Source organism: Serratia inhibens (genome assembly GCF_003591175.1).
Taxonomy (GTDB): Bacteria; Pseudomonadota; Gammaproteobacteria; order Enterobacterales; family Enterobacteriaceae; genus Serratia; species Serratia inhibens.
In genome coordinates, this window is sequence record NZ_QYYG01000005.1 from 160,142 (window position 1) to 182,628 (window position 22,487).

A 22,487-nucleotide genomic window follows, 5' to 3' on the forward strand; every position below is an offset into this window, starting at 1 on the left:
CACATTGGCAGGATTGACGATGGCAAGACGCATACTGGTGGTGGAAGACGAAGCGCCGATCCGTGAGATGGTGTGCTTTGTGTTGGAACAGAATGGTTACCAACCGTTGGAAGCCGAGGATTATGACAGCGCCGTGACGCGCCTGTCTGAGCCGTTCCCTGATTTGGTGTTGCTCGACTGGATGTTACCCGGCGGTTCCGGTATCCAGTTTATCAAACACATGAAGCGCGAAGCGCTGACCCGCGATATTCCGGTGATGATGCTGACCGCACGCGGTGAAGAAGAAGACCGGGTGCGCGGCCTGGAAGTGGGAGCGGACGATTACATTACCAAGCCGTTCTCGCCGAAGGAGCTGGTGGCGCGCATCAAGGCGGTAATGCGCCGCATTTCACCGATGGCGGTGGAAGAAGTGATTGAAATGCAGGGGCTGAGCCTGGACCCTTCCTCGCACCGCGTAATGGCTAATGAGCAGGCGCTGGATATGGGGCCGACCGAGTTCAAACTGCTGCATTTCTTTATGACCCATCCGGAACGTGTTTATAGCCGTGAACAGTTGCTTAATCACGTCTGGGGCACTAACGTTTATGTGGAAGACCGCACCGTTGACGTGCATATCCGCCGGCTCCGTAAGGCGTTAGAGACCACTGGTCATGACAAAATGGTTCAAACCGTTCGGGGCACCGGCTACCGATTCTCAACGCGTTACTGATCGCGTCGCGCTGGAGAATATGCTGTGCTAGAACGCCTTTCCTGGAAGAGGCTGGCCCTGGAGCTGGCTCTTTTCTGTTTACCTGCCTTGTTGCTGGGGCTGATTTTCGGCTATCTGCCCTGGCTGCTGCTGGCCGCCGTGCTGGCGGCACTGGTCTGGAATTTCTATAACCAACTCAAACTTTCCCACTGGCTGTGGGTCGATCGCAGCATGACGCCGCCACCCGGGCGCTGGAGCTGGGAGCCGCTGTTTTACGGCCTGTACCAGATGCAGCAGCGCAACCGTCGTCGTCGCCGTGAACTGGCGTTGTTGATCAAACGCTTTCGCAGCGGCGCGGAATCGCTGCCCGATGCGGTGGTGATGACCACCGTTGAAGGCAATATCTTCTGGTGCAACGGGCTGGCTCAACATCTGCTGGGATTCCGCTGGCCGGAAGACAACGGTCAACACATCCTTAACCTGCTGCGTTACCCGGAGTTCAGCCACTATCTGCAACAGCAGGAGTTCACCCGGCCGCTGACGCTGCAACTCAACAACGAGCACTACGTCGAGTTCCGCGTGATGCCCTATTCGGAAGGGCAACTGTTGATGGTGGCGCGCGACGTCACCCAAATGCGCCAGCTGGAAGGCGCTCGCCGCAACTTCTTCGCCAACGTCAGCCATGAGTTGCGTACCCCGCTGACGGTATTGCAGGGCTACCTGGAGATGATGAGCGACGAGGAGCTGGACGGTTCGCTACGCGGCAAGGCGCTGGGCACCATGCAGGAGCAGACCCGGCGCATGGACGGGCTGGTCAAACAGCTGCTGACGCTGTCGCGCATTGAGGCGGCACCTAACGTCGAGATGAACGAGCGGGTCGATATTCCGCTGATGTTACGGGTGTTGCAGCGTGAGGCGCAGTCGCTGAGCGGCGGCAACCATGAGATTACCTTCCGGGTGAACGAGCAGCTCAAGGTGTTCGGCAACGATGACCAACTGCGCAGCGCGGTGTCGAATCTGGTGTATAACGCCGTCAATCACACGCCGAAGGGCACCAATATTGAGGTGAGCTGGCAACAGACGCCAAACGGCGCGCAGTTCCAGGTCAGCGACAACGGGCCGGGCATCGCCGCCGAACATATTCCTCGCCTGACCGAGCGTTTCTACCGCGTCGATAAAGCCCGTTCACGCCAGACCGGCGGCAGTGGGCTTGGGCTGGCGATCGTCAAGCATGCGCTCAGCCACCACGATGCGCGGCTGGAGATCCTCAGCGAACAGGGGAGCGGCACCCGTTTCATTTTTACCTTGCCTAACCGGTTGATTGTTCCCGCAGCTTTATCAGAGAATGCGGTGAAAAATTAACGCGCGAGAGGCTGGCATGATCCGAATTACCCGATGGCTGTTGCTGTGCCTGGCGCTGCTGGCGAGCCGCGGCGCGTTGGCGCAGCCGGACGGGATGTTGTCCGGCAACCTGTCGAGCGTCGGCTCCGATACGCTGGCGAACCTGATGGCGCTGTGGGCGCAGGACTTCAGTCAGCACTACCCTAACGTCAATCTGCAGATCCAGGCCGCCGGCTCTTCAACCGCACCTACCGCGTTGGCGGCGGGCGCGGCGCAGCTTGGGCCCATGAGCAGGCCGATGAAGGCGGCGGAAGTGTCGGCGTTCGAACACCGTTATGGCTATGCGCCGCTGGCCGTGCCGGTCGCGGTAGATGCGCTGGTGGTGCTGGTGCATCAGGACAATCCGTTGCGTGGCCTGAACCTGCAGCAGCTCGATCGCATTTTCTCCTCCACCCGGCGCTGCGGCGAAAGCCGGCCGCTGATGCGTTGGGGGGAACTGGGGTTGACCGGCAGTTGGCAACAGCGCGATCTGCAGCGTTTCGGGCGAAACTCCGCCTCCGGCACCTACGGCTACTTCAAACTGCGCGCGCTGTGCGGCGGCGACTTTATGCCGCGGGTCAATGAGCTGCCCGGTTCGGCTTCGGTGGTGCAGGCGGTGGCCGGCTCGCTGAACAGCATTGGCTATGCCAGCATCGGCTTTCGCGCCAGCGGCGTACGGTTGTTGGCGCTGGCGGAGTCGGGTGAAAACTACATCACCCCCAATGACGCCAACGTGCGCAACGGCAGCTATCCACTGTCGCGCTATCTGTACATTTACATCAACAAGGCCCCCAACCAACCGCTGGAGCCGCTGACTGCGGCATTTCTCGATCGCGTGCTGTCCGATACCGGACAAAATCTGGTCAATCATGACGGTTACTTGCCGCTGCCACCCGACACGCTGCATAAAACCCGCCTGGCGCTGGGCCTGAAATAGCCTTCCATCGGACGTTGCGCGGCGTCCAACATGAATTTCTCTCAATACCAATGAAAATTCTTCCATTGCCGCCCGGCAATCGGCGTGACAGGATGCTTCTCAATAAGGATTTAGACGTCTGGATGTCCATTGTAACCCGGCGTAATAGTTCACACTGTCAATCATTGAAGCAAAGAGGCCCGATCCTTTGCCTGTCACCGGGAGTTAATAATATGTGCGATTGCAACCATGCCTTTCACGCTGACGTTGTCGGTAGCCTGTTGCGACCTGCGGCACTGAAAACCGCTCGCCAGCAATTCCAGCAAGGCGAAATCGATGCCGCCCGGTTGCGGGCGGTTGAGGACGAGCAGATTCGCCTGGCGGTGGCAAAACAGAAAGACCTCGGTTTGGCGGTGGTGACGGACGGCGAATTTCGCCGTGCGTGGTGGCACTTCGACTTCCTGGAAGGGCTGGACGGCGTGGAAGGTTATGATGCGGAGCAGGGGATCCAGTTCAACGGCGTGCAAACCCGGGCGCGCAGCATCAAGGTGGTCGGCAAATTGGGTTTTAACCCCCAGCACCCGATGCTGGCGGATTTTCGCTTCCTGAAGGCGACGGCCGGCGATGCAGTGCCGAAAATGACCATTCCCAGCCCGAGCGTGCTGCACTTCCGCGGCGGGCGCAAGGCGATCGACAGCCAGGTGTACCCGGATCTGAACGCCTATTTTGACGATTTGGCGCAGACCTACCGTGATGCGATCAAGGCGTTTTATGATGCCGGCTGCCGCTATCTGCAACTGGATGACACCGTCTGGGCTTATCTGTGCTCGGACGATCAACGGCGGCAGATCCGCGAGCGCGGTGAGGATCCGGATCGTCTGGCGAAGATCTATGCCGACGTGTTGAACGCGGCGATCGCCGGCAAGCCGAACGATCTGACTATCGGCTTGCACGTGTGTCGCGGTAATTTCCGCTCTACCTGGATCTCCGAAGGCGGCTACGAGCCAGTGGCGGAAATCCTGTTCGGCCAGGTGAATATCGACGCTTTCTTCCTGGAGTACGATAACGAGCGCTCCGGTGGTTTCGAGCCGCTGCGCTTTATCAAACCCGGTAAACAGCAGGTGGTGCTGGGCCTGATCACCACCAAAAACGGCGAGCTGGAGGAGCCGGAACAGGTGAAACAGCGCCTGGAGGAGGCTGCGCAGTTTGTCGATCGCCGCCAACTTTGCCTCAGCACCCAGTGCGGGTTTGCCTCGACCGAAGAGGGCAATAGTCTGAGCGAACAGCAGCAGTGGAATAAACTGCAAAGCGTGGTGAATATTGCCCGAGAGGTTTGGTAAGCCCCGGGAACCCGTTCAGGCCACGCGGAAATCGACCTTTTATTGGCGTTTTCGCGCGGTCTTAAGCCGGATGTTTCACGGTTTGTGAATGCGTCGTTCATAAATGATACAAATCATGTAGTGCATATTTATTGATAGCCACTATGATCGACTGGTGACAAAAGATTATCTGGTCGATAGCTCTGGTTTTTATCGCACGACTTGCCTTTCAACGCTATAAACGTTTAACTTAGCCCCCGTTGTCGGACTAAACCTCCATTTTTACCCGTCATGCTTGAAGCTGCCTCCGTGTTGGCTGCGCTCACTTACCCGCATCGCTTACCTCAGTAAGCCCATCGGATAAGCTCCTTTGCCGCCTGATGCAACTCCAATTATCTTGGGTATATAACTTATAAAACTCTGCCCATCATCATGAGCGGTCTATTTCGGATAAGGACAAAGCGCCGGACGTTATGCGTTTTCTGCTCTTATTGACCTCGCGATGAAAGGACAAGCCGGCAACCGGGTGGGGGCGTCACGTCACCACGATATCGGGTATTTTTTTCATTTGAACAGGCAACACGACATCTTATGAGTCATCGTTTAACGTCAAAAGATATTATGGCACTGGGTTTTATGACCTTTGCCTTATTTGTCGGCGCAGGGAACATCATTTTCCCGCCGATGGTCGGTTTACAGTCCGGTGAGCACGTCTGGACCGCAGCAATCGGCTTCCTGATTACCGCAGTCGGTTTGCCGGTGATAACCGTGATCGCTCTGGCGCGCGTCGGCGGCGGTATAGACGCCCTTAGCTCACCGATTGGCCGCAGCGCAGGTTTGCTGCTGGCGACGGTCTGCTATCTGGCGGTTGGCCCACTGTTCGCCACCCCGCGTACCGCGACCGTATCCTTTGAAGTGGGCATTGCCCCCCTGACCGGCGACGGCGCCATGCCGCTGTTTATCTACAGCCTGGTGTATTTCGCGCTGGTCATCGGCATTTCTCTCTATCCGGGCCGCCTGCTCGATACCGTGGGCCACGTGTTGGCTCCGCTGAAAATCGTTGCGCTCGGCGCACTCGGCATCGCCGCGCTGGTTTGGCCGGCGGGCACGCCCATCCCGGCAACCGACATTTATCAGCACGTTCCTTTCTCTTCCGGCTTCGTTAACGGCTATTTGACCATGGATACGCTGGGCGCGCTGGTGTTCGGCATCGTCATCGTTAACGCTGCGCGTTCCCGCGGCGTGAAAGATGCCGGCCTGCTGACGCGTTACACCATTTTGGCCGGCCTGATCGCCGGCGTGGGTCTGACGCTGGTTTATCTGAGCCTGTTCAAGCTGGGTTCCGGCAGCGGCGTGCTGGTGCCGGATGCGACCAACGGTGCGGTGATCCTGCACGCCTATGTGCAAAACACCTTCGGTGGATTGGGCAGCTTCTTCCTGGCGGCGCTGATCTTCATCGCCTGTATGGTGACTGCGGTAGGCCTGACCTGTGCCTGCGCCGAGTTCTTTGCTCAGTACCTGCCGTTCTCTTACAAGACGCTGGTGTTTATTCTGGGCCTGTTCTCGATGGTGGTTTCCAACCTGGGCCTGAGCCATCTGATCCAGATCTCTATCCCGGTACTGACCGCGATTTACCCGCCGTGTATCGTGCTGGTGGTATTGAGCTTCACCCTGCGTTGGTGGAACAGCGCGACGCGCATCGTGGCGCCGGTGATGCTGGTCAGCCTGTTGTTTGGTATCCTTGACGCGGTGAAGGCGTCCACCTTCCAGCATCTGTTGCCGGAGTGGACCAATCACTTGCCATTGGCTGCGCAGGGGCTGGCATGGTTGTCGCCTTCTCTGCTGATGCTGGTGTTGGTCGCGATTTATGACCGGGTTTGTACGCGTTCTGAAGTGACCGCGCACCAATAATCCCCCGGCTTGGTCTAGGGCCACGGACTTGTCCGTGGCTTTTTTACGTTTAAAAACACGGGTTATTTTCATGCAACAACAGTCACCCTCCGCCCCCGCGGCCAATAAGCTGAAGCGCGGTCTCAGCACGCGTCATATCCGCTTTATGGCTCTCGGCTCGGCCATCGGCACCGGCCTGTTCTACGGTTCGGCGGATGCCATTAAAATGGCCGGCCCGAGCGTTTTACTGGCGTATCTGATTGGCGGTATCGTCGCCTTTATCATCATGCGCGCCCTGGGCGAGATGTCGGTCAACAACCCGCAGGCCAGCTCGTTTTCCCGCTATGCGCAGGACTATCTTGGCCCGATGGCCGGGTATATCACCGGTTGGACCTACTGTTTTGAAATCCTGATCGTCGCCATCGCCGACGTGACCGCGTTCGGTATTTATATGGGCGTCTGGTTCCCCGAGGTGCCGCACTGGATTTGGGTGCTGAGCGTGGTGCTGGTGATCGGGGCCATCAACCTGATGAGCGTGAAGGTGTTCGGTGAGCTGGAGTTCTGGTTCTCGTTCTTCAAGGTCGCCACTATCATCATCATGATCGCCGCCGGTATCGGCATCATCATTTGGGGGATTGGCAACGGCGGGCAACCGACCGGCATTCATAACCTGTGGTCCAACGGCGGCTTCTTCAGCAACGGCTTTATCGGCATGATCCTGTCGCTGCAACTGGTGATGTTTGCCTACGGCGGCATCGAGATCATCGGTATCACCGCCGGTGAAGCCAAGGACCCGAAAACGTCGATTCCCAAGGCCATCAACTCGGTACCGTGGCGTATCCTGGTGTTCTACGTCGGTACGCTGTTCGTCATCATGTCGATTTATCCGTGGAATCAGGTGGGCACCAACGGCAGCCCCTTTGTGCTGACCTTCCAGCACATGGGCATTACCGTAGCCGCCGGCATCCTCAACTTTGTGGTGATCACCGCGTCGCTGTCGGCGATTAACAGCGATGTGTTCGGCGTGGGCCGCATGCTGCACGGGATGGCCGAGCAGGGCCATGCGCCGAAAATGTTCGGCAAGGTGTCGAAACGCGGCATTCCGTGGGTCACGGTGTTGGTGATGATGCTGGCGCTGTTGCTGGCGGTGTATCTCAACTACATCATGCCGGAAAACGTGTTCCTGGTGATTGCCTCGTTGGCTACCTTTGCCACCGTGTGGGTGTGGATCATGATCCTGTGCTCGCAAATTGCCTTCCGCCGCAGCCTGAGCAAAGATCAGGTGAAAAAACTGGCGTTCCCGCTGCGCGGCGGCGTGTTCACCTCCGTGGTCGCGATTATCTTCCTGGCGTTCATCATTGGCCTGATTGGCTACTTCCCAACCACCCGCGTATCGCTTTACGCCGGTCTGGTGTGGGTGGCGGTGTTGCTGGCGGGTTATTACTTCAAGGTCAACCGCCAGAAGAAGCGGGCGGTGCTGGCGCAGCAGCAGGATTGAAAATGAAAACACCGGCCGGCGCCGGTGTTTTTTTAAGCTCATTGTTCTGGTCTGTCAGGCAAAATCCAGTTTGCGCAGTTTCGATAGGTCAATGGATTGTCTGGCGTGCCAGAGATCGTAGGCATCCTGCATTCCCATCCAGACATGTTCGGAACTGCCGATAACAATCGATAAACGTATAGCCATTTCCGGTGAGATATCGGACTTGCCGGTAATCAGACGTTGAACCGTTGATGGCGCTACATCAAGCGCTCTGGCCAGGCCGCGCGCGCTAAGCTGCAATGTCTCCATCGTTTCCTTGAGCAGTTCTCCGGGATGTGGCGGGTTATGCATGTGGCTCATCAGTGATAATCCTCATAATTGACGATATAGATATCCCCCTCGGACAATTCAAACGTAATTCGCCAGTTGCCAGTGACGGTGATTGACCACAGTCCTGTTCGATCGCCCGTCAGCGAATGAAGAAAGAACCCGGGGAGATCTACATCATTGATTTCCTTAGCCAGATCCAACACGCTCAGACGGAGGCTGATTTTTTCGCCTGTTTGGCATCGATGCCAGCCGTTGAACCAGTTTCAAAGAATTTCTTGAGTCCTTTATGCCTGAAGCTTTTTATCATCCTGATGGCTCCATGGGTGTTGCGTTACACGAATCATAGTCAGGTGTTGCGCACAGCGCAACGGTTTATGTTGACCCTTGCAGACTATCGTCTATCCTCGGGTTCATCGTCACCCGAGCCGCGTGCTTCAACGCGCAAACTACTGTCGCACAGCCGTTCTTCCTTGCCCTCGCCGGCGCAGCGCGCCAGCACTTCACGGATATCCTGCATGCTGCTGCTGAGGGCGCTTAGCGAGGGTTGCAGCGTGCGGCTCATGCGGCTTTCATCCTGCGAGGCGCTATGCAGGCAACCGATAAACATCAGGGTGGCCAGCAGGGTAAACAACCGGTGTTTTAACGATTTCAGCAAAGGTGTCTCTTCTTCTGTGCGGCCGGAGGAAAGGCACATTAATGCCGTTTTAATCGCAGAAGAAAAGCGCCTGGAGACATCTGCTGGCAATCGGCAGAGAAGTATTACCAGCAGACATGATTACGTCAGCCTGCGTCAGGAAACGTCCGTCGCCGCTCGCATTTGGCTCAGCATGCTACGCATGTCGTTGCCGGTGGGCGTTTGATGCACGCGCAGATCGAACTCGTTAATCACCGCCAGAATATGGTCAAAGATATCGGCCTGAATGCTCTCGTATTCCGCCCATATCGTGGTGTTGGTGAAGGCGTAAATTTCCAGCGGCAACCCCTCCGGCGTCGGTGCCATTTGGCGCACCATCAGCGTCATGCTCTGATGAATATGGGGATGAGCGCGCAGGTAAGCCACCAGGTAGGCGCGCAGCGTGCCGAGGTTGGTCAGGCGGCGGCCGTTGAGCGGCGAGCTGAGATCCACGGCACTCTGCTGATTATACTGGCTCAGTTCTTGCGTTTTATCGTTCAGATAACGCTGCAACAGCGGATTGCGATTCAGGCGCTGTTGCTCTTCCGGGGACAGAAAATGCACGCTGGTGGTGTCGATATTGATGCTGCGCTTGATGCGCCGCCCGCCGGATTCCGACATTGAACGCCAATTCTTGAAGGAATCGGAGATCAGCGCATAGGTGGGAATGGTGGTGACGGTGTTGTCCCAGTTGCGTACTTTTACCGTGGTCAGGCCGATGTCGGTGACCGCGCCGTCTGCGCCGTATTTCGGCATCTCCAGCCAGTCGCCGATTTTCAGCATATCGTTGGCGGAAAGCTGTATGCCGGCCACCAGCCCGAGAATGGGGTCCTTGAACACCAGCATCAGCACCGCGGTCATCGCACCCAGGCCGCTGAGCAGCAGCAACGGCGATTTGCCCATCAGCAATGAAACGATCATGATGCCGATTAAAATGGCCGCTACCAGTTTCAGCCCCTGGAAAATACCGCGCAACGGCAGTTGATTCGACAGCGGGCTTTGGCGCAGCACCGCCAGCAGCGTATCCAGCAGCGAAAACAGCGACAGCAGGGCAAAGGCCATGATCCAGACCTGGGCGGCGGTGACGATGAATGCCTGCGTCTCGCCGCCGTGCAACCACAGCACTGCCTGCAGATTGATGATGACCCCTTGCAGCAACAGCGCCATGCGCTGAAACAGCTTGTACTGGGTGAGCGCCTGTTGCCATACACGCTGCGACTGCTGGCCACGGCGCTGGATTGCCGCCAGTACCACGCGGTGCAGCACCAGATGGATAACCACCGAAATCAGGACGATTAGCCCCAGCACCATCAGCAGAGACATTACCCCGCTGAATTCCAGCCCGAATTTCTCCAGCCACAGTGTTATCTGTTGTTGCATTATCGCTCCTTTAAAAAATGCGCAAAAAATATCCAATACACTCAAAAGACGTTAGCCTAATGGCTGCGGGCCATAATGTGCGGCTGTTTACCCTTTTTTACATAGGGTTGCCGCCGGCTGCCTATCTCCACCCCCCGGCTCCTCCCCGAGTTTAGCGGCCAAAGAGGAGGGGGACTTGCACTCAACGTGGCATTGTTCGTGGCATTGAATAACGTCGTCGATTTCGTTTTGTACAGCAGGAGAACAGTATGCTTAACGCCTGGCATCAACCGGTCCCGCCCTTTGTGGTGAAGAAGGGACAACGCCTGGATATCACGCTGTGGTTACAGGGTGATGATTTGCCTGAAAGGGTGTTTTTACGCGCCGAGCCGGATAACGAAGAATGGCTGCTGATCATGAAAGCGCAGGGCGTTGAGGGCCGGTGGCGCTATCAGGCCAGCCTGACGCTGAACGAAGGAGAGGCCACGCGGCGCTACTGCTTCAAGCTGGTGTGGGCCGATCGTCAGCAATGGTTCGGGCCGCAGGGCTGGGCACTGAACCCGCCGGGCCAACTGGCGCAGTTTGCGCTCGACGAACCTGACCGCAGCCCGGCCTGGGTGGCGGATCAGATATTTTATCAAATTTTCCCCGATCGTTTCGCCGGCAGCGGCGGCGAGCACGGCATTCAGAACGGCAGCTATCGCCATCACGCGGCCGGTTGCGACGTGGTGCGTCGCGACTGGCAGCATCCGCTGGAAGACCGGCATGCCGCTTCCACTTTCTATGGCGGCGATTTGGATGGCATCAGTCAAAAGCTGCCTTATCTGCAGAAACTGGGCGTCACGGCGCTGTACCTGAACCCGATTTTCACCGCACCGAGCGTGCATAAATACGATACCGAAGACTATTACCAGGTTGATCCCTATTTCGGTGGCAACGCCGCCTTGCAGCGTTTGCGAGTGAGTACTCACAAGGTGGGGATGAAACTGGTGCTGGACGGGGTGTTTAACCATACCGGCGATTCCCATCCCTGGTTTGATCGTCATCAGCAGGGCGACAACGGCGCCTGTCACCACCCTGATTCACCGTACCGCGGTTGGTTCAATTTCTACCCTGACGGCCGGGCACTGGACTGGAAAGGCAACGCCAGCCTGCCGAAACTCAATTTTGCCGAACCTCAGGTGGCCGAGGCGATTTATGGTGGCGACGGTAGCGTGGTGCGCCATTGGTTGCGCCCACCGTACAGCATCGACGGTTGGCGGCTGGACGTGGTGCATATGCTGGGGGAAAACGGTGGTGCCACCGGTAACCTGCGGCATCTGGCCGGCATTTATCAGGCGGTCAAACAGGAAAACCCGCAGGCCTACGTGCTGGGCGAACACTTTGGCGATGCGCGCCGCTGGCTGCATGCCGGCGTGGAAGACGCGGCGATGAACTATATGGGCTTTGCCCTGCCGGTGCGGGGATTTCTGGCCGGGCTGGACGTGGCGCATCATCCGGTGCAGATCGACGCTGCGGACTGTGCGCAGTGGATGGACGGCTACCGTGCCGGGTTGCCGCATGGCAGTCAACTGATTCAGTTTAACCAGCTCGACAGCCATGATACTGCGCGTTTCCTGACGCTGTTGCGGGGCAATCAGGCGCGCATGCAGATGGCGGCGGTGTGGCTGATGAGCTGGATTGGCGTTCCCTGCTTATATTATGGCGACGAGATTGGCTTGGATGGCGCCAACGACCCATTCTGTCGCAAGCCGTTCCCGTGGGATGAGAATCAGTGGGATCAGAGCCTGCTGGCGCTGTGCCAACGGATGGCGGCGCTGCGCAAACAGAGCCTGGCGCTGCGTCGCGGTGGTTGCCAGGTGCTGCATGCCGTCGGTGAAACTCTGGCGTTCGTGCGCCTTTATCAACGGGAACAGGTATTGGTGGCGTTACAGCGTGGCGGCGGCGGTGAAGTGGCATTGCCGTACAGCCCGCTGCTGGCTGCAGGCCAATGGCAGCGGCTGGAAGGACACGGTGAGCTGAGAGAAGCGCACAACGGCATGACGCTGCAACTGGGCGAAGAGTCGGTCACCTTGTGGCGACGGGTGGGCTAAGGCAGCGAAGGGGCCGATAAGCCGGCCCCTGACTAAGTTAGTGTGCGTTCACACTTTCTATAAGATCAATAGCCTACCGCAGAACCCGCCGGGCGGCGTACGTCATTGGCGCCGTACAGATAACCTTCGCGTACCCTGCCGGAAACCGCCGAGTCGTTGCCTGAGTTGGCCGGGCTGACGCCTGCGGCACCCGGCAGACCCACCAGAATCAGCTCGGCGGCGCCCCACGGCGTTTGCTCAACCATCTTGTAACCCATGCCGCTGAGGAGTTTCAGCGTATCGGCGGAAACGCCGCGTTGTTCGTAATAAACCTCATCCGGAAGCCACTGATGGTGGATACGCGGTGCATCCACCGCTTCCTGCGGCGCCATACCATGGTCGATCACATTCAGTGCGGTTTGCAGGGTGATGGTGATGATGCGCGATCCGCCCGGCGAGCCGAGCACCATAAAGATTTTGTTGTCTTTGGTCACCAGCGTCGGGCTCATCGACGATAGTGGGCGCTTACCGGGGGCAATGCTGTTGGCGGTGCCCTGCACCAGTCCGTACAGGTTTTTCTCGCCGACTTTAACGGTGAAATCGTCCATTTCATCGTTGAGGAAGAAACCTGTGCCCGGTGCTATCACGACCGCGCCAAAGCGGCCGTTGACGGTATAGGTGGTGGAGACGGCGTTGCCGTCATGATCGACAATCGAATAATGGGTGGTTTCCGGTTTCTCGTGGGGCTCCATGCCCGGCTGCACGTTTTCTGACGGCGTGGCCTTGTCTGCAACAATTTTTTTGCGGATCTCTTCGGCGTAGCTCTTGCTGACCAAGCGATCGATCGGGTTCTTGATGAACTCCGGGTCGCCGAGGTAGGTATTACGGTCCATATAGGCGTGGCGCATCGCTTCGGTCAGGGTGTGAATGGCCGCCGCCGAGTTGAAGCCCATACTTTTCAAATCATAACCTTCGACCACGTTGAGGATTTCGCACAGCGTTACGCCGCCGGAGCTGGGTGGCGGTGCAGAAACGAATTTATAACCACGGTAGCTGCAGGTAATGGGGGGCGTTTCGGTGACTTTATAGTTGGCGAAATCGGCGGCCGTCAGGATGCCGCCGCCTTGCTTGGCTGCTGCCTCCACGGCCAGCGGGACTTTGCCCTTATAGAAGGCGTCCGGGCCGTCTTTGGCGATGGCTTCCAGGGTGTTGGCCAGATCGCTTTGCACCAGACGGTCACCCGGTTGCAGTGCGGTGCCGTCCGGGCGCAGGAAGATTTTGGCGGATTCCGGGTCCTGTTTGAAACGGGCGACGGTGGTATCGAGGATATCGGTATCGGCACGGGTCAGCACAAAACCTTCGCGCGCCAGTTTGATCGCCGGCCCCATCACCTGCTCACGGCTCAGCTTGCCGTATTTCTGGCGCGCGGTTTCCATGCCCAGCACGGTGCCCGGCACGCCCGCCGCCAGATAGCCATACAGGCTGGCGCCTTTTTTCACGTTGCCTTCGGCGTCCAGATACATATTGGCGCTGGCCGCCGCCGGAGCGGTTTCACGGAAGTTGATAAAGGTGTCGGTGCCGTCGGCCAGGTGTACCGTCATAAAACCGCCGCCGCCGATGTTGCCGCAGCAGGGGTTAACCACCGCCTGAGCATAGCCGACCGCCACTGCGGCATCGATGGCGTTACCGCCGAGCTTGAGGATATCGACGCCTACCTGCGAGGCGAGATGTTGCGATGTCACTACCATGCCATTTTTGGCTTCGACCGCCGGGTTGGAGGCGGCGTACAGGCTGCTGCTGACCAACAGCGCCGCCATGGTCAGCGGCTTGCTCCATTTCTGTAAAAACATAGTTATTCCTACCCTGTCAGTGTTCTTATTGTGATTGGCTTGCCGTTTTGCCCTGCAAAGAGCGAGCCAGCGTTATTTATAGTAGCTACAGGTGAGGTAATACGCGGTGTTCAGGGCGGGAAATGTGAGCGGAAACAGGGAAATAAAGCCCGAATTACGGGCAGGTTGCCCTAAAAAAGAGCAAAAAAAACCGGCCGCGAGGGCCGGTTGATTCACTTGCAGGCTGAAATTACAGCTTGGAAGCGTTCTCGGACAGGTATTTAGCTACGCCGTCTGGAGATGCGCCCATACCTGCTTTGCCTTTTTCCCACTGAGCCGGGCACACTTCGCCGTGCTCTTCGTGGAATTGCAGCGCGTCAACGGTGCGGATCATTTCGTCGATGTTACGGCCGATTGGCAGGTCGTTAACAACCTGGGCGCGAACCACACCGTCTTTGTCGATCAGGAAAGAACCGCGCAGTGCAACGCCGGCTTCTGGGTGCTCGATACCGTAAGCTTTCTGAATTTCACGCTTGATGTCAGCAACCATAGCGTATTTCACTTCACCGATGCCGCCATTTTCGACAGGGGTTTTACGCCATGCGTTGTGAACGAATTCTGAGTCGAATGAAACGCCAACCACTTCAACGCCACGCTTCTGGAACTCTTCATAGCGGTGATCGAAAGCGATCAGCTCAGAAGGACATACGAAGGTGAAGTCCATCGGCCAGAAGAACAGCACGGCTGGTTTGCCGTTCAGGTGCTTCTTGAAGTTGAAGTTTTCAACGATTTCGCCGCTGCCCAGTACGGCAGCTGCAGTGAAGTCAGGGGCTTGACGAGTTACCAGGACCATAATTACTCCTGTAATAGGTGTTAAGGGGTTGATGTAAAAGCAAGGGCCAGTATAGGGACCAAGACTTGGCGAATAAAGGGTAAAAGACCAATCGATGAGATAGCTTTTACCTATCAAATTCGTTAATTAAATTTAGCTGGCTTTAAAATAACCTTTTCCCGCAAAAGGGCAAGGCTTAAAACCCGTTTTCTTGTAAAGCGTCGCATTTTCAATGGGTTCAGTTTGCGCTTAAAGCTTTTTATCTTTTGCCTGCTGCATCATCTGCGGATAAAAGTGCCAGAATTGTGTTTCAAGCTGATGATAGTGGCGCTCCACGTCGGCGAAAGAGCCGGCCAGAGCCGCCAGGCGCGGACGACGGCTGGCCATGCCGGCCAGCACGGTGCCGATAAACGGCAGTTCTGCGTAGCGTTCCAGCCAACGTTCCTGCCATAAATACCCGTTCAGGTTCTGAAAGCGCGGTGGCGTCAGCGGCAAATGCGGAACGATCTGGCTGCGGGCCTCTTGGGTAAAGCTGTGCAGGCTGAGGGACGGCTCCAACTGTTGCCAGTGGCGCGCCAGGAAATGATCCCACACCACGTCGAGCGTGATAGGTGCCACGCGGCGGTGTTCGTCGCTGAAGAAGTCACGACAGGCCTTCACCTGCGGCAGGCTGTCGGTCAGTACGTCGACGCGGCGGTGCATCATTATGCCGGCCACTACCTCGGGATTGTACTCGCCTGCGGGGTTGCCGCGCACGAAGTCGGCCAACAGGTTGCCCAGCAGCGAGCTTTCTGCCAACTGAGCCAAATGGAGATGTGCAAGGAAGTTCATCCGGGCATTGTATCCGAAGTCGCGCAAATCCTCCTTATTTCTTGCTGCTGACCGCCCGCGGCTTTAGACTAGGCCGCTTGTTTTTTACCAACCAGTCTTATATTGAAGAAGTGAATACCGATGCGCGTCGCCGATTTTTCCTTTGAACTTCCCGAGTCCCTGATTGCCCATTATCCTCAGCCTGAGCGCAGCGGTTGCCGTTTGCTGCAGCTGGACGGGCCGAGCGGGGCGCTGACGCACGGTGTTTTCACCGATCTGCTGGACAATCTGGAAGCCGGCGATCTGCTGGTATTCAACAATACCCGGGTGATCCCGGCGCGTATGTTTGGCCGCAAGGTCAGTGGCGGCAAGATTGAAGTGCTGGTCGAGCGCGTGCTGGACGACCATCGGGTGTTGGCGCATGTGCGTGCTTCAAAAGCGCCCAAGCCGGGCGCTGAACTGCTGTTGGGCGATGACGAAAGTGTTGCCGCTACCATGGTGGCACGCCACGATACGCTGTTCGAATTGCGCTTCAACGATGAACGCGATGTGTTCACTATCCTCAATGCCGTTGGCCATATGCCGCTGCCGCCGTATATCGATCGGCCGGATGAAGACGCCGACCGTGAGCTTTATCAGACGGTTTACAGCGAGAAACCGGGCGCCGTTGCGGCGCCGACCGCCGGGCTGCACTTCGATGAGCCGCTGCTGGCTGCGTTGCGCGCGAAGGGCATTGAGATGGCTTTTGTCACCCTGCATGTGGGTGCGGGCACTTTCCAGCCGGTGCGGGTGGAAACCATCGAAGAGCACGTGATGCACGCGGAATACGCCGAGGTTCCGCAGGAAGTGGTTGACGCGGTGTTGGCCTGCAAAGCACGCGGCAAGCGCGTAGTGGCGGTGGGAACCACCTCCGTGCGTTCGCTGGAAAGCGCCGCCAACGCCAGCAAGGACGCGCTGATTGCGCCGTTCTTCGGCGATACCAGCATCTTTATTTTCCCGGGTTACCACTATCAGGTGATCGACGCGCTGGTGACCAATTTCCACCTGCCGGAGTCGACGCTGATCATGTTGGTATCCGCCTTCGCCGGTTATAAAAACACCATGCATGCTTATCAGCAGGCGGTGGCCGAGCAGTACCGTTTCTTCAGCTATGGCGATGCGATGTTCATCAGCCGTAACCCGCAGGCGGAGCACGAATCCGTCGGCGCCTGATTCCCCGGGTCGCGCATTTGGCGTGGCCCTGTTTTAACGACGCCAGACTGTTTCTCTGGCGCTGGAGGTTTTGTGAAGTACGAATTACAAGCAACCGATGGCCGCGCCCGCCGCGGCCGCCTTATTTTTGAGCGCGGCGTGGTGGAAACCCCGGCCTTTATGCCTGTCGGTACCTACGGTACGGTAAAGGGCATGACGCCGGAAGAAGTGAAAGAGACCGGCGCGCAGATCCTGCTGGGCAACACTTTCCACCTGTGGCTGCGCCCAGGGCAGGAGATCATGAAACTGCATGGCGATCTGCACGATTTCATGCAGTGGCACGGCCCGATCCTGACCGACTCCGGCGGTTTCCAGGTGTTCAGCCTGGGGGCGATGCGCAAAATTAAAGAGGAAGGCGTTTATTTCCGTAATCCGATTAACGGCGATAAAGTGTTCCTCAGCCCGGAAAAATCGATGGAAATCCAGAATGATCTGGGTTCCGACATCGTAATGATCTTCGATGAATGTACGCCGTATCCGGCCGACTGGGACTACGCCAAAAGTTCGATGGAAATGTCGCTGCGCTGGGCGCAGCGCAGCCGTCAACGTTTTGACGAACTGAATAATAAAAATGCCTTATTCGGTATTATTCAGGGCGGTGTTTACGAAGATTTACGAGATGTTTCAGTAAAAGGGCTGGTGGATATCGGCTTTGATGGTTACGCTGTTGGCGGCTTGGCGGTAGGCGAGCCAAAAGAGGATATGCATCGCATTCTCGAACATGTTTGCCCGCAAATTCCGGAAGATAAGCCACGTTACCTGATGGGCGTAGGCAAGCCGGAAGATCTGGTTGAAGGCGTGCGTCGCGGCATCGATATGTTCGACTGCGTGATGCCAACGCGTAATGCCCGCAACGGCCACTTGTTCGTGACTGACGGTGTGGTAAAAATCCGTAATGCCAAGCACAAGGATGATACTTCTCCGCTGGATAAAGACTGTGATTGCTACACGTGTCGCAATTACAGCCGTGCCTACTTGCATCATCTCGATCGTTGCAACGAAATACTGGGTGCCCGATTGAATACCATTCATAACCTGCGCCACTACCAACGCCTGATGGCGGGTTTACGCCAGGCTATTGAACAGGGTAAATTAGAGCTGTTTGTTACGGATTTCTACGGTCGGATCGGCAAACCGATTCCACCTTTAAACGCTTGAATTAATAATTGATAACTTAATGAGGGAATTTCAATGAGCTTTTTCATTTCTGACGCCGTCGCATCCGCAGGGGCCCCGGCTCAGGGAAGCCCGTACTCTCTGATCATTATGCTGGTCGTGTTTGGTCTGATTTTCTATTTCATGATCCTGCGCCCGCAGCAAAAACGCGCTAAAGAGCACAAGAAGCTGATGGACTCGATTGGCAAGGGTGATGAAGTGCTGACCACCGGTGGCCTGATTGGCCGTGTGACCAAAGTGGCTGACACCGGCATCATCGCCATTGCGCTGAACGACACCACGGAAGTGATGATCAAGCGTGACTTCGTGGCGGCCGTTCTGCCGAAAGGTACCATGAAGGCCCTGTAATTTTGTTTTCCCGAAGGGAATTGCCGTGCTAAACCGTTATCCTTTGTGGAAGTATCTGATGCTGATCGTAGTGATCATCGTCGGTCTGCTTTATGCGCTTCCCAACCTCTATGGTGAGGATCCGGCTGTACAAATCACTGGCGCGCGCGGTGTCGCCGCCAGTGAAACTACGCTGGACCAAGTCCGTACCGTATTAGAAAAAGACAATATCGCGAGCAAGTCGATTGCGCTGGAAAATGGCGCCATCCTGGCTCGCTTTAAGGATCCTGACGTTCAGTTGCGTGCCCGTGAAGCCTTGATGGCGGAACTGGGCGACAAATTCGTCGTTGCGCTGAACCTGGCCCCGGCCACGCCGGCCTGGTTGGCCATGCTGGGCGCCGAACCGATGAAACTGGGCCTGGACCTGCGTGGTGGCGTGCACTTCCTGATGGAAGTGGACATGGACACTGCGCTGGGCAAGCTGCAGGAACAAACCATGGATACCCTGCGCAGCGAACTGCGTGAAAAGGGCATTCCTTATGCGTCTATCCGCAAGCTGGACAACAACGGCGTGGAAGTTCGCTTCCGTGACGATGCCGCCCGCGATCAGGCCATCAGCTACATTACCCCGCGTCAGCGCGATCTGGTGCTTTCAGCCAATGGCACCAACACCCTGAAAGCCAGCCTGACGGATGCTCGTCTGAGCGAAGCGCGCGAATATGCGGTGCAGCAGAACATCACTATCCTGCGTAACCGCGTTAACCAGCTCGGCGTTGCCGAACCGCTGGTGCAGCGTCAGGGCTCTGATCGTATCGTGGTTGAATTGCCGGGTATTCAGGACACCGCACGCGCCAAAGAGATCCTGGGCGCTACCGCTACGCTGGAATTCCGCCTGGTCAACACCAACGCGGATGCGACAGCCGCGGCCAACGGCCGTGTACCGGGTGATTCCGAGGTGAAAAACACTCGCGAAGGCCAGCCGGTAGTGCTGTACAAGCGTGTGATCCTGACCGGTGACCACATCACCGACTCCACCTCCAGCACCGACGAATACAACCAGCCGCAGGTTAATATCTCGCTCGACAGCGCCGGTGGCACGTCAATGTCCAACTTCACCAAGGACAACATCGGCAAGCCGATGGCGACCCTGTTTGTGGAGTATAAGGACAGCGGCAAGAAAGACGCCAACGGCCGTGCGGTTCTGGTGAAACAGGAAGAAGTGATCAACGTGGCGAACATTCAGTCACGTTTGGGCAACAGCTTCCGTATCACCGGTATCGGCAACCCGAACGAAGCACGCCAGCTCTCGCTGCTGCTGCGCGCCGGTGCGCTGATCGCGCCTATCCAGATCGTGGAAGAGCGCACTATCGGCCCAACCCTGGGGCAACAGAACATTACCCAAGGTCTGGAAGCCTGTCTGTGGGGCCTGGTGGCTTCTATCGTGTTCATGGTGGTCTGGTACCGTAAGTTCGGCATGATCGCCACGACGGCGCTGGTTGCCAACCTGGTACTGATTGTCGGCGTGATGTCCCTGCTGCCGGGGGCGACGCTGACCATGCCGGGCATTGCCGGTATCGTGCTGACGCTGGCGGTGGCGGTCGACGCCAACGTACTGATAAACGAACGTATCAAGGAAGAGCTGAAGAACGGGCGTTCCGTTCAACAGGCGATCCATGAAGGCTATAAAGGCGCGTTCTCCAGTATCGTTGACGCCAACATCACGACCCTGATCACCGCGATCATTCTGTACGCAGTGGGCACCGGTTCGATCAAGGGCTTTGCGATTACCACCGCAATCGGTGTGGCGACGTCCATGTTCACCGCGATTGTCGGTACCCGTGCCATCGTCAACCTGCTTTACGGCGGCAAACGCATTAACAAGCTGTCTATCTGAGGAGTGCGTTGTGGCACAGGATTATACTGTTGAACAACTCAACTACGGCCGTAAAGTCTATGACTTTATGCGCTGGGATTACGTGGCCTTCGGCATCTCATTGCTGCTGTTGGTCGCGTCAATCGCCACCATGTCGGTACGCGGGTTTAACTGGGGTCTGGATTTTACCGGCGGTACGGTAATCGAAATCAGCCTGGAAAAGCCGGCTAATCTCGATCTGATGCGCGATACGCTGGAAAAGGCCGGGTTCCAGGACCCGATTATTCAGAACTTCGGCAGCAGCCGTGACGTGATGGTGCGTATGCCACCGGCGACCGGCACTGCAGGCCAGGAACTGGGTAATAAAGTGATCGGCGTAATCAACGACACTGTGGATAAAAACGCCACCGTGAAGCGTATCGAGTTCGTCGGCCCGAGTGTGGGCAGCGAACTGGCGCAAACCGGTGGCATGGCGCTGCTGGTGGCGTTGATCTGTATCCTGATCTACGTCGGTTTCCGCTTCGAATGGCGCCTGGCGCTGGGGGCGGTTATTGCGCTGGCGCATGACGTGGTCATCACTATGGGCGTGCTGTCGTTATTCAATATCGAGATTGACCTGACCATTGTCGCATCATTGATGTCGGTTATCGGTTACTCGCTGAACGACAGCATCGTGGTTTCCGACCGTATTCGTGAGAACTTCCGCAAGATCCGCCGCGGAACGCCTTACGAAATCATGAACGTGTCGTTGACCCAAACGCTGAGCCGCACATTGATGACCTCCGGTACTACCTTGATGGTGGTGCTGATGCTGTACATCTTCGGTGGCGCCATGCTGCATGGCTTCTCGTTGGCGATGCTGATCGGCGTGTCTATCGGTACCGTATCCTCGATCTACGTAGCGTCCGCGCTGGCGTTGAAACTGGGTATGAAACGCGAGCACATGCTGCAACAGAAAGTGGAAAAAGAGGGCGCAGACCAGCCTTCGATTCTGCCTTAATACGCTGCGTTTTCAGTGAAGTAAAAAAGGAGTGCCGTTTGGCGCTCCTTTTTTTTGCCTGCGGCGAGGGAGCGCGGATCAGTGCTGCCGAACCACCGCCGGTTGGGCGGTCGGAACGATGCTGTGCAGCCGCACAAAGCCCAGTTGCTCCGGCGTCAGGCCGCTAAAGCGCAGCTCAAAGTTCTGCTCAGGCTTCGGCAGCAGCGAGTCTGCACTGGCGACCGGTTGTGACAGCGAGTCGGCGGTTAGCGGTTTGCCGGTGGCGGCATCCAGTTGCCCCCATTCCACCACCGCTTTAAATGCCGGCAGCGATGCCTGTGAGACGGTACGAACGTGCAGCAATGCCTGGGTGCCATTGGCTTCGGTTTTTACGTGGCTGAGCGACACGCTCAGTTCGCCGATGCTGCTTTGCAGGCGCGCGGCGTTATTGGCCGTCGGTAGCAGGTAGACGCCGCTGGTGGAGTTTTGATTCAGCTGGTTCTGCTGTTCCAGCGCGGTGGCCTGGTTGGTCAGGGTGCTTAATTTCTGATTCAGTTCAACCACCTGATGGCGGAGCTTCGGCACCTCGTGAGTTTGCGCGCAGCCCGCCAGCAGAACAAGCGCGCTGAGCAGGAAAACTTTCGGATAAGGGATTGTCATGGCGGCGATTTCCTATTCAATATCTCCTGTTATCAGCTTAGCCCGCCCGGCGAGGAAAGTCATGCGCACCGCTGTTTTAGCGTCGTTCGGTATCGCCGCTCGCAACAAATGGTCGGCGGCCTTTGTTGTGACCGCACTTCGGGTTAAACTGCTCTTAACTATGAAAACGTTTATCAGGACGTGTTATGCATTGCCCTTTCTGCGCCGCCGTTGATACCAAAGTCATTGATTCCCGCCTGGTGGGTGATGGTTCGCAGGTGCGCCGTCGCCGTCAGTGTTTGGTTTGTAATGAACGTTTCACCACCTTTGAAGTGGCTGAGCTGGTGATGCCACGGGTAATAAAAAGCGACGAAGTGCGTGAGCCGTTCAACGAAGACAAACTGCGCCGCGGCATGTTGAAAGCGTTGGAAAAACGCCCGGTCAGCTCCGACGACGTGGAAAATGCGATTAACCACATCAAATCCCAGCTGCGCGCCACCGGCGAACGCGAAGTGCCGACCAAGCTGGTCGGCAACCTGGTGATGGACGCGCTGAAGAAGCTGGATAAAGTGGCCTATATTCGTTTTGCCTCGGTTTACCGCAGCTTTGAAGATATTCGCGAGTTCGGCGAAGAAATCGCCCGGCTGCAGGACTAAGGAGTTAC

The 22,487-nt window shown here is 57.2% G+C and carries 20 protein-coding genes and 1 pseudogene; 13 read left to right on the forward strand and 8 right to left on the reverse strand.

The features are described 5' to 3' along the window. Nucleotides 1–19: 19 nt before the first annotated feature. The 6 genes from phoB to proY all read left to right on the forward strand — a co-directional run bounded on the left by phoB (nt 20) and on the right by proY (nt 7,691). On the forward strand, nt 20–709 hold the full coding sequence (gene phoB, locus D4100_RS16775; protein ID WP_004949222.1) for a phosphate response regulator transcription factor PhoB: 690 nt from the start codon (nt 20–22) through the stop codon (nt 707–709). Between the two features lie 24 nt (nt 710–733). After that, nucleotides 734–2,050: a phosphate regulon sensor histidine kinase PhoR gene (gene phoR / locus D4100_RS16780; protein ID WP_006319728.1), complete on the forward strand. Its 1,317-nt coding sequence runs from the start codon at nt 734–736 to the stop codon at nt 2,048–2,050. A gap of 16 nt (nt 2,051–2,066) precedes the next feature. After that, nucleotides 2,067–3,005: a PstS family phosphate ABC transporter substrate-binding protein gene (locus D4100_RS16785; RefSeq protein ID WP_006319729.1), complete on the forward strand. Its 939-nt coding sequence runs from the start codon at nt 2,067–2,069 to the stop codon at nt 3,003–3,005. Between the two features lie 212 nt (nt 3,006–3,217). After that, entirely contained in the window at nt 3,218–4,324 is a 1,107-nt protein-coding gene (locus D4100_RS16790) for a cobalamin-independent methionine synthase II family protein (protein WP_006319730.1), read from the forward strand. A gap of 570 nt (nt 4,325–4,894) precedes the next feature. Next, nucleotides 4,895–6,214 (forward strand): branched-chain amino acid transport system II carrier protein, encoded by a 1,320-nt coding sequence (gene brnQ, locus D4100_RS16795; RefSeq protein ID WP_006319731.1) that lies wholly within the window; start codon nt 4,895–4,897, stop codon nt 6,212–6,214. A 70-nt stretch (nt 6,215–6,284) separates the two neighbouring features. Beyond that, on the forward strand, nt 6,285–7,691 hold the full coding sequence (proY, locus tag D4100_RS16800; RefSeq protein ID WP_119804822.1) for a proline-specific permease ProY: 1,407 nt from the start codon (nt 6,285–6,287) through the stop codon (nt 7,689–7,691). Between the two features lie 54 nt (nt 7,692–7,745). Here the strand turns inward: proY and D4100_RS16805 are convergent, their stop codons facing one another. From D4100_RS16805 to D4100_RS16820, 4 genes and pseudogenes are all read right to left on the reverse strand, one after another. Further along, nucleotides 7,746–8,033 carry a HigA family addiction module antitoxin gene (locus tag D4100_RS16805; RefSeq protein ID WP_006319733.1) on the reverse strand — a complete coding sequence of 96 codons (288 nt, stop codon included), beginning with the start codon at nt 8,031–8,033 and terminating at the stop codon, nt 7,746–7,748. Then, nucleotides 8,033–8,310: pseudogene (locus D4100_RS16810) on the reverse strand (type II toxin-antitoxin system RelE/ParE family toxin). The gene D4100_RS16805 and the pseudogene D4100_RS16810 overlap by 1 nt, the downstream one beginning before the upstream one ends. A gap of 84 nt (nt 8,311–8,394) precedes the next feature. Further along, a complete protein-coding gene (locus tag D4100_RS16815; RefSeq protein WP_006319734.1) occupies nt 8,395–8,658 on the reverse strand; it encodes a hypothetical protein in 264 nt (87 codons plus the stop codon). A 135-nt stretch (nt 8,659–8,793) separates the two neighbouring features. After that, nucleotides 8,794–10,056 (reverse strand): mechanosensitive ion channel family protein, encoded by a 1,263-nt coding sequence (locus D4100_RS16820; RefSeq protein ID WP_199685698.1) that lies wholly within the window; start codon nt 10,054–10,056, stop codon nt 8,794–8,796. Between the two features lie 248 nt (nt 10,057–10,304). Here D4100_RS16820 and malZ point away from each other — a divergent pair, with 248 nt between their 5' ends. Further along, the gene (gene malZ, locus D4100_RS16825) at nt 10,305–12,128 is read left to right on the forward strand and encodes a maltodextrin glucosidase (protein ID WP_006319738.1); all 1,824 of its coding nucleotides are present in this window, start codon (nt 10,305–10,307) and stop codon (nt 12,126–12,128) included. 65 nt (nt 12,129–12,193) lie between these two features. Here malZ and ggt read toward each other — a convergent pair whose 3' ends face one another. From ggt to D4100_RS16840, 3 genes are all read right to left on the reverse strand, one after another. Continuing rightward, a complete protein-coding gene (gene ggt / locus D4100_RS16830) occupies nt 12,194–13,957 on the reverse strand; it encodes a gamma-glutamyltransferase (RefSeq protein WP_119804823.1) in 1,764 nt (587 codons plus the stop codon). Nucleotides 13,958–14,186: 229 nt separating this feature from the next. After that, complete coding sequence (locus D4100_RS16835; RefSeq protein WP_004949238.1) at nt 14,187–14,789, reverse strand: peroxiredoxin C; 603 nt, start codon at nt 14,787–14,789, stop codon at nt 14,187–14,189. 228 nt (nt 14,790–15,017) lie between these two features. Further along, nucleotides 15,018–15,599, reverse strand: coding sequence for an ACP phosphodiesterase (locus D4100_RS16840; protein ID WP_006319747.1), 582 nt, complete (start codon nt 15,597–15,599; stop codon nt 15,018–15,020). A 120-nt stretch (nt 15,600–15,719) separates the two neighbouring features. Here D4100_RS16840 and queA point away from each other — a divergent pair, with 120 nt between their 5' ends. The 5 genes from queA to secF all read left to right on the forward strand — a co-directional run bounded on the left by queA (nt 15,720) and on the right by secF (nt 21,205). After that, the gene (queA, locus tag D4100_RS16845) at nt 15,720–16,790 is read left to right on the forward strand and encodes a tRNA preQ1(34) S-adenosylmethionine ribosyltransferase-isomerase QueA (protein WP_004949242.1); all 1,071 of its coding nucleotides are present in this window, start codon (nt 15,720–15,722) and stop codon (nt 16,788–16,790) included. Nucleotides 16,791–16,862: 72 nt separating this feature from the next. Continuing rightward, nucleotides 16,863–17,987 carry a tRNA guanosine(34) transglycosylase Tgt gene (tgt, locus tag D4100_RS16850; protein WP_006319751.1) on the forward strand — a complete coding sequence of 375 codons (1,125 nt, stop codon included), beginning with the start codon at nt 16,863–16,865 and terminating at the stop codon, nt 17,985–17,987. Between the two features lie 33 nt (nt 17,988–18,020). Further along, entirely contained in the window at nt 18,021–18,353 is a 333-nt protein-coding gene (gene yajC / locus D4100_RS16855; RefSeq protein ID WP_004949246.1) for a preprotein translocase subunit YajC, read from the forward strand. 25 nt (nt 18,354–18,378) lie between these two features. Further along, nucleotides 18,379–20,226: a protein translocase subunit SecD gene (gene secD / locus D4100_RS16860; RefSeq protein ID WP_006319753.1), complete on the forward strand. Its 1,848-nt coding sequence runs from the start codon at nt 18,379–18,381 to the stop codon at nt 20,224–20,226. Nucleotides 20,227–20,236: 10 nt separating this feature from the next. Further along, on the forward strand, nt 20,237–21,205 hold the full coding sequence (gene secF, locus D4100_RS16865) for a protein translocase subunit SecF (RefSeq protein ID WP_006319755.1): 969 nt from the start codon (nt 20,237–20,239) through the stop codon (nt 21,203–21,205). Between the two features lie 78 nt (nt 21,206–21,283). Here the strand turns inward: secF and D4100_RS16870 are convergent, their stop codons facing one another. Continuing rightward, complete coding sequence (locus D4100_RS16870) at nt 21,284–21,844, reverse strand: SadB/YajI family lipoprotein (RefSeq protein WP_119804824.1); 561 nt, start codon at nt 21,842–21,844, stop codon at nt 21,284–21,286. Between the two features lie 185 nt (nt 21,845–22,029). Here D4100_RS16870 and nrdR point away from each other — a divergent pair, with 185 nt between their 5' ends. Continuing rightward, nucleotides 22,030–22,479 carry a transcriptional regulator NrdR gene (gene nrdR, locus D4100_RS16875; protein ID WP_004949256.1) on the forward strand — a complete coding sequence of 150 codons (450 nt, stop codon included), beginning with the start codon at nt 22,030–22,032 and terminating at the stop codon, nt 22,477–22,479. Nucleotides 22,480–22,487: the final 8 nt, after the last annotated feature.

What these genes read in the sequence shown, in the direction of transcription:
- phoB (WP_004949222.1), top strand. Translation starts at nt 20, where the DNA reads ATGGCAAGACGCATACTGGTGGTGGAAGACGAAGCGCCGATCCGTGAG.
- D4100_RS16785 (WP_006319729.1), top strand. Translation starts at nt 2,067, where the DNA reads ATGATCCGAATTACCCGATGGCTGTTGCTGTGCCTGGCGCTGCTGGCG.
- D4100_RS16790 (WP_006319730.1), top strand. Translation starts at nt 3,218, where the DNA reads ATGTGCGATTGCAACCATGCCTTTCACGCTGACGTTGTCGGTAGCCTG.
- brnQ (WP_006319731.1), top strand. Translation starts at nt 4,895, where the DNA reads ATGAGTCATCGTTTAACGTCAAAAGATATTATGGCACTGGGTTTTATG.
- proY (WP_119804822.1), top strand. Translation starts at nt 6,285, where the DNA reads ATGCAACAACAGTCACCCTCCGCCCCCGCGGCCAATAAGCTGAAGCGC.
- D4100_RS16805 (WP_006319733.1), bottom strand. Translation starts at nt 8,033, where the DNA reads ATGAGCCACATGCATAACCCGCCACATCCCGGAGAACTGCTCAAGGAA.
- D4100_RS16820 (WP_199685698.1), bottom strand. Translation starts at nt 10,056, where the DNA reads ATGCAACAACAGATAACACTGTGGCTGGAGAAATTCGGGCTGGAATTC.
- malZ (WP_006319738.1), top strand. Translation starts at nt 10,305, where the DNA reads ATGCTTAACGCCTGGCATCAACCGGTCCCGCCCTTTGTGGTGAAGAAG.
- ggt (WP_119804823.1), bottom strand. Translation starts at nt 13,957, where the DNA reads ATGTTTTTACAGAAATGGAGCAAGCCGCTGACCATGGCGGCGCTGTTG.
- D4100_RS16835 (WP_004949238.1), bottom strand. Translation starts at nt 14,789, where the DNA reads ATGGTCCTGGTAACTCGTCAAGCCCCTGACTTCACTGCAGCTGCCGTA.
- D4100_RS16840 (WP_006319747.1), bottom strand. Translation starts at nt 15,599, where the DNA reads ATGAACTTCCTTGCACATCTCCATTTGGCTCAGTTGGCAGAAAGCTCG.
- queA (WP_004949242.1), top strand. Translation starts at nt 15,720, where the DNA reads ATGCGCGTCGCCGATTTTTCCTTTGAACTTCCCGAGTCCCTGATTGCC.
- yajC (WP_004949246.1), top strand. Translation starts at nt 18,021, where the DNA reads ATGAGCTTTTTCATTTCTGACGCCGTCGCATCCGCAGGGGCCCCGGCT.
- D4100_RS16870 (WP_119804824.1), bottom strand. Translation starts at nt 21,844, where the DNA reads ATGACAATCCCTTATCCGAAAGTTTTCCTGCTCAGCGCGCTTGTTCTG.
- nrdR (WP_004949256.1), top strand. Translation starts at nt 22,030, where the DNA reads ATGCATTGCCCTTTCTGCGCCGCCGTTGATACCAAAGTCATTGATTCC.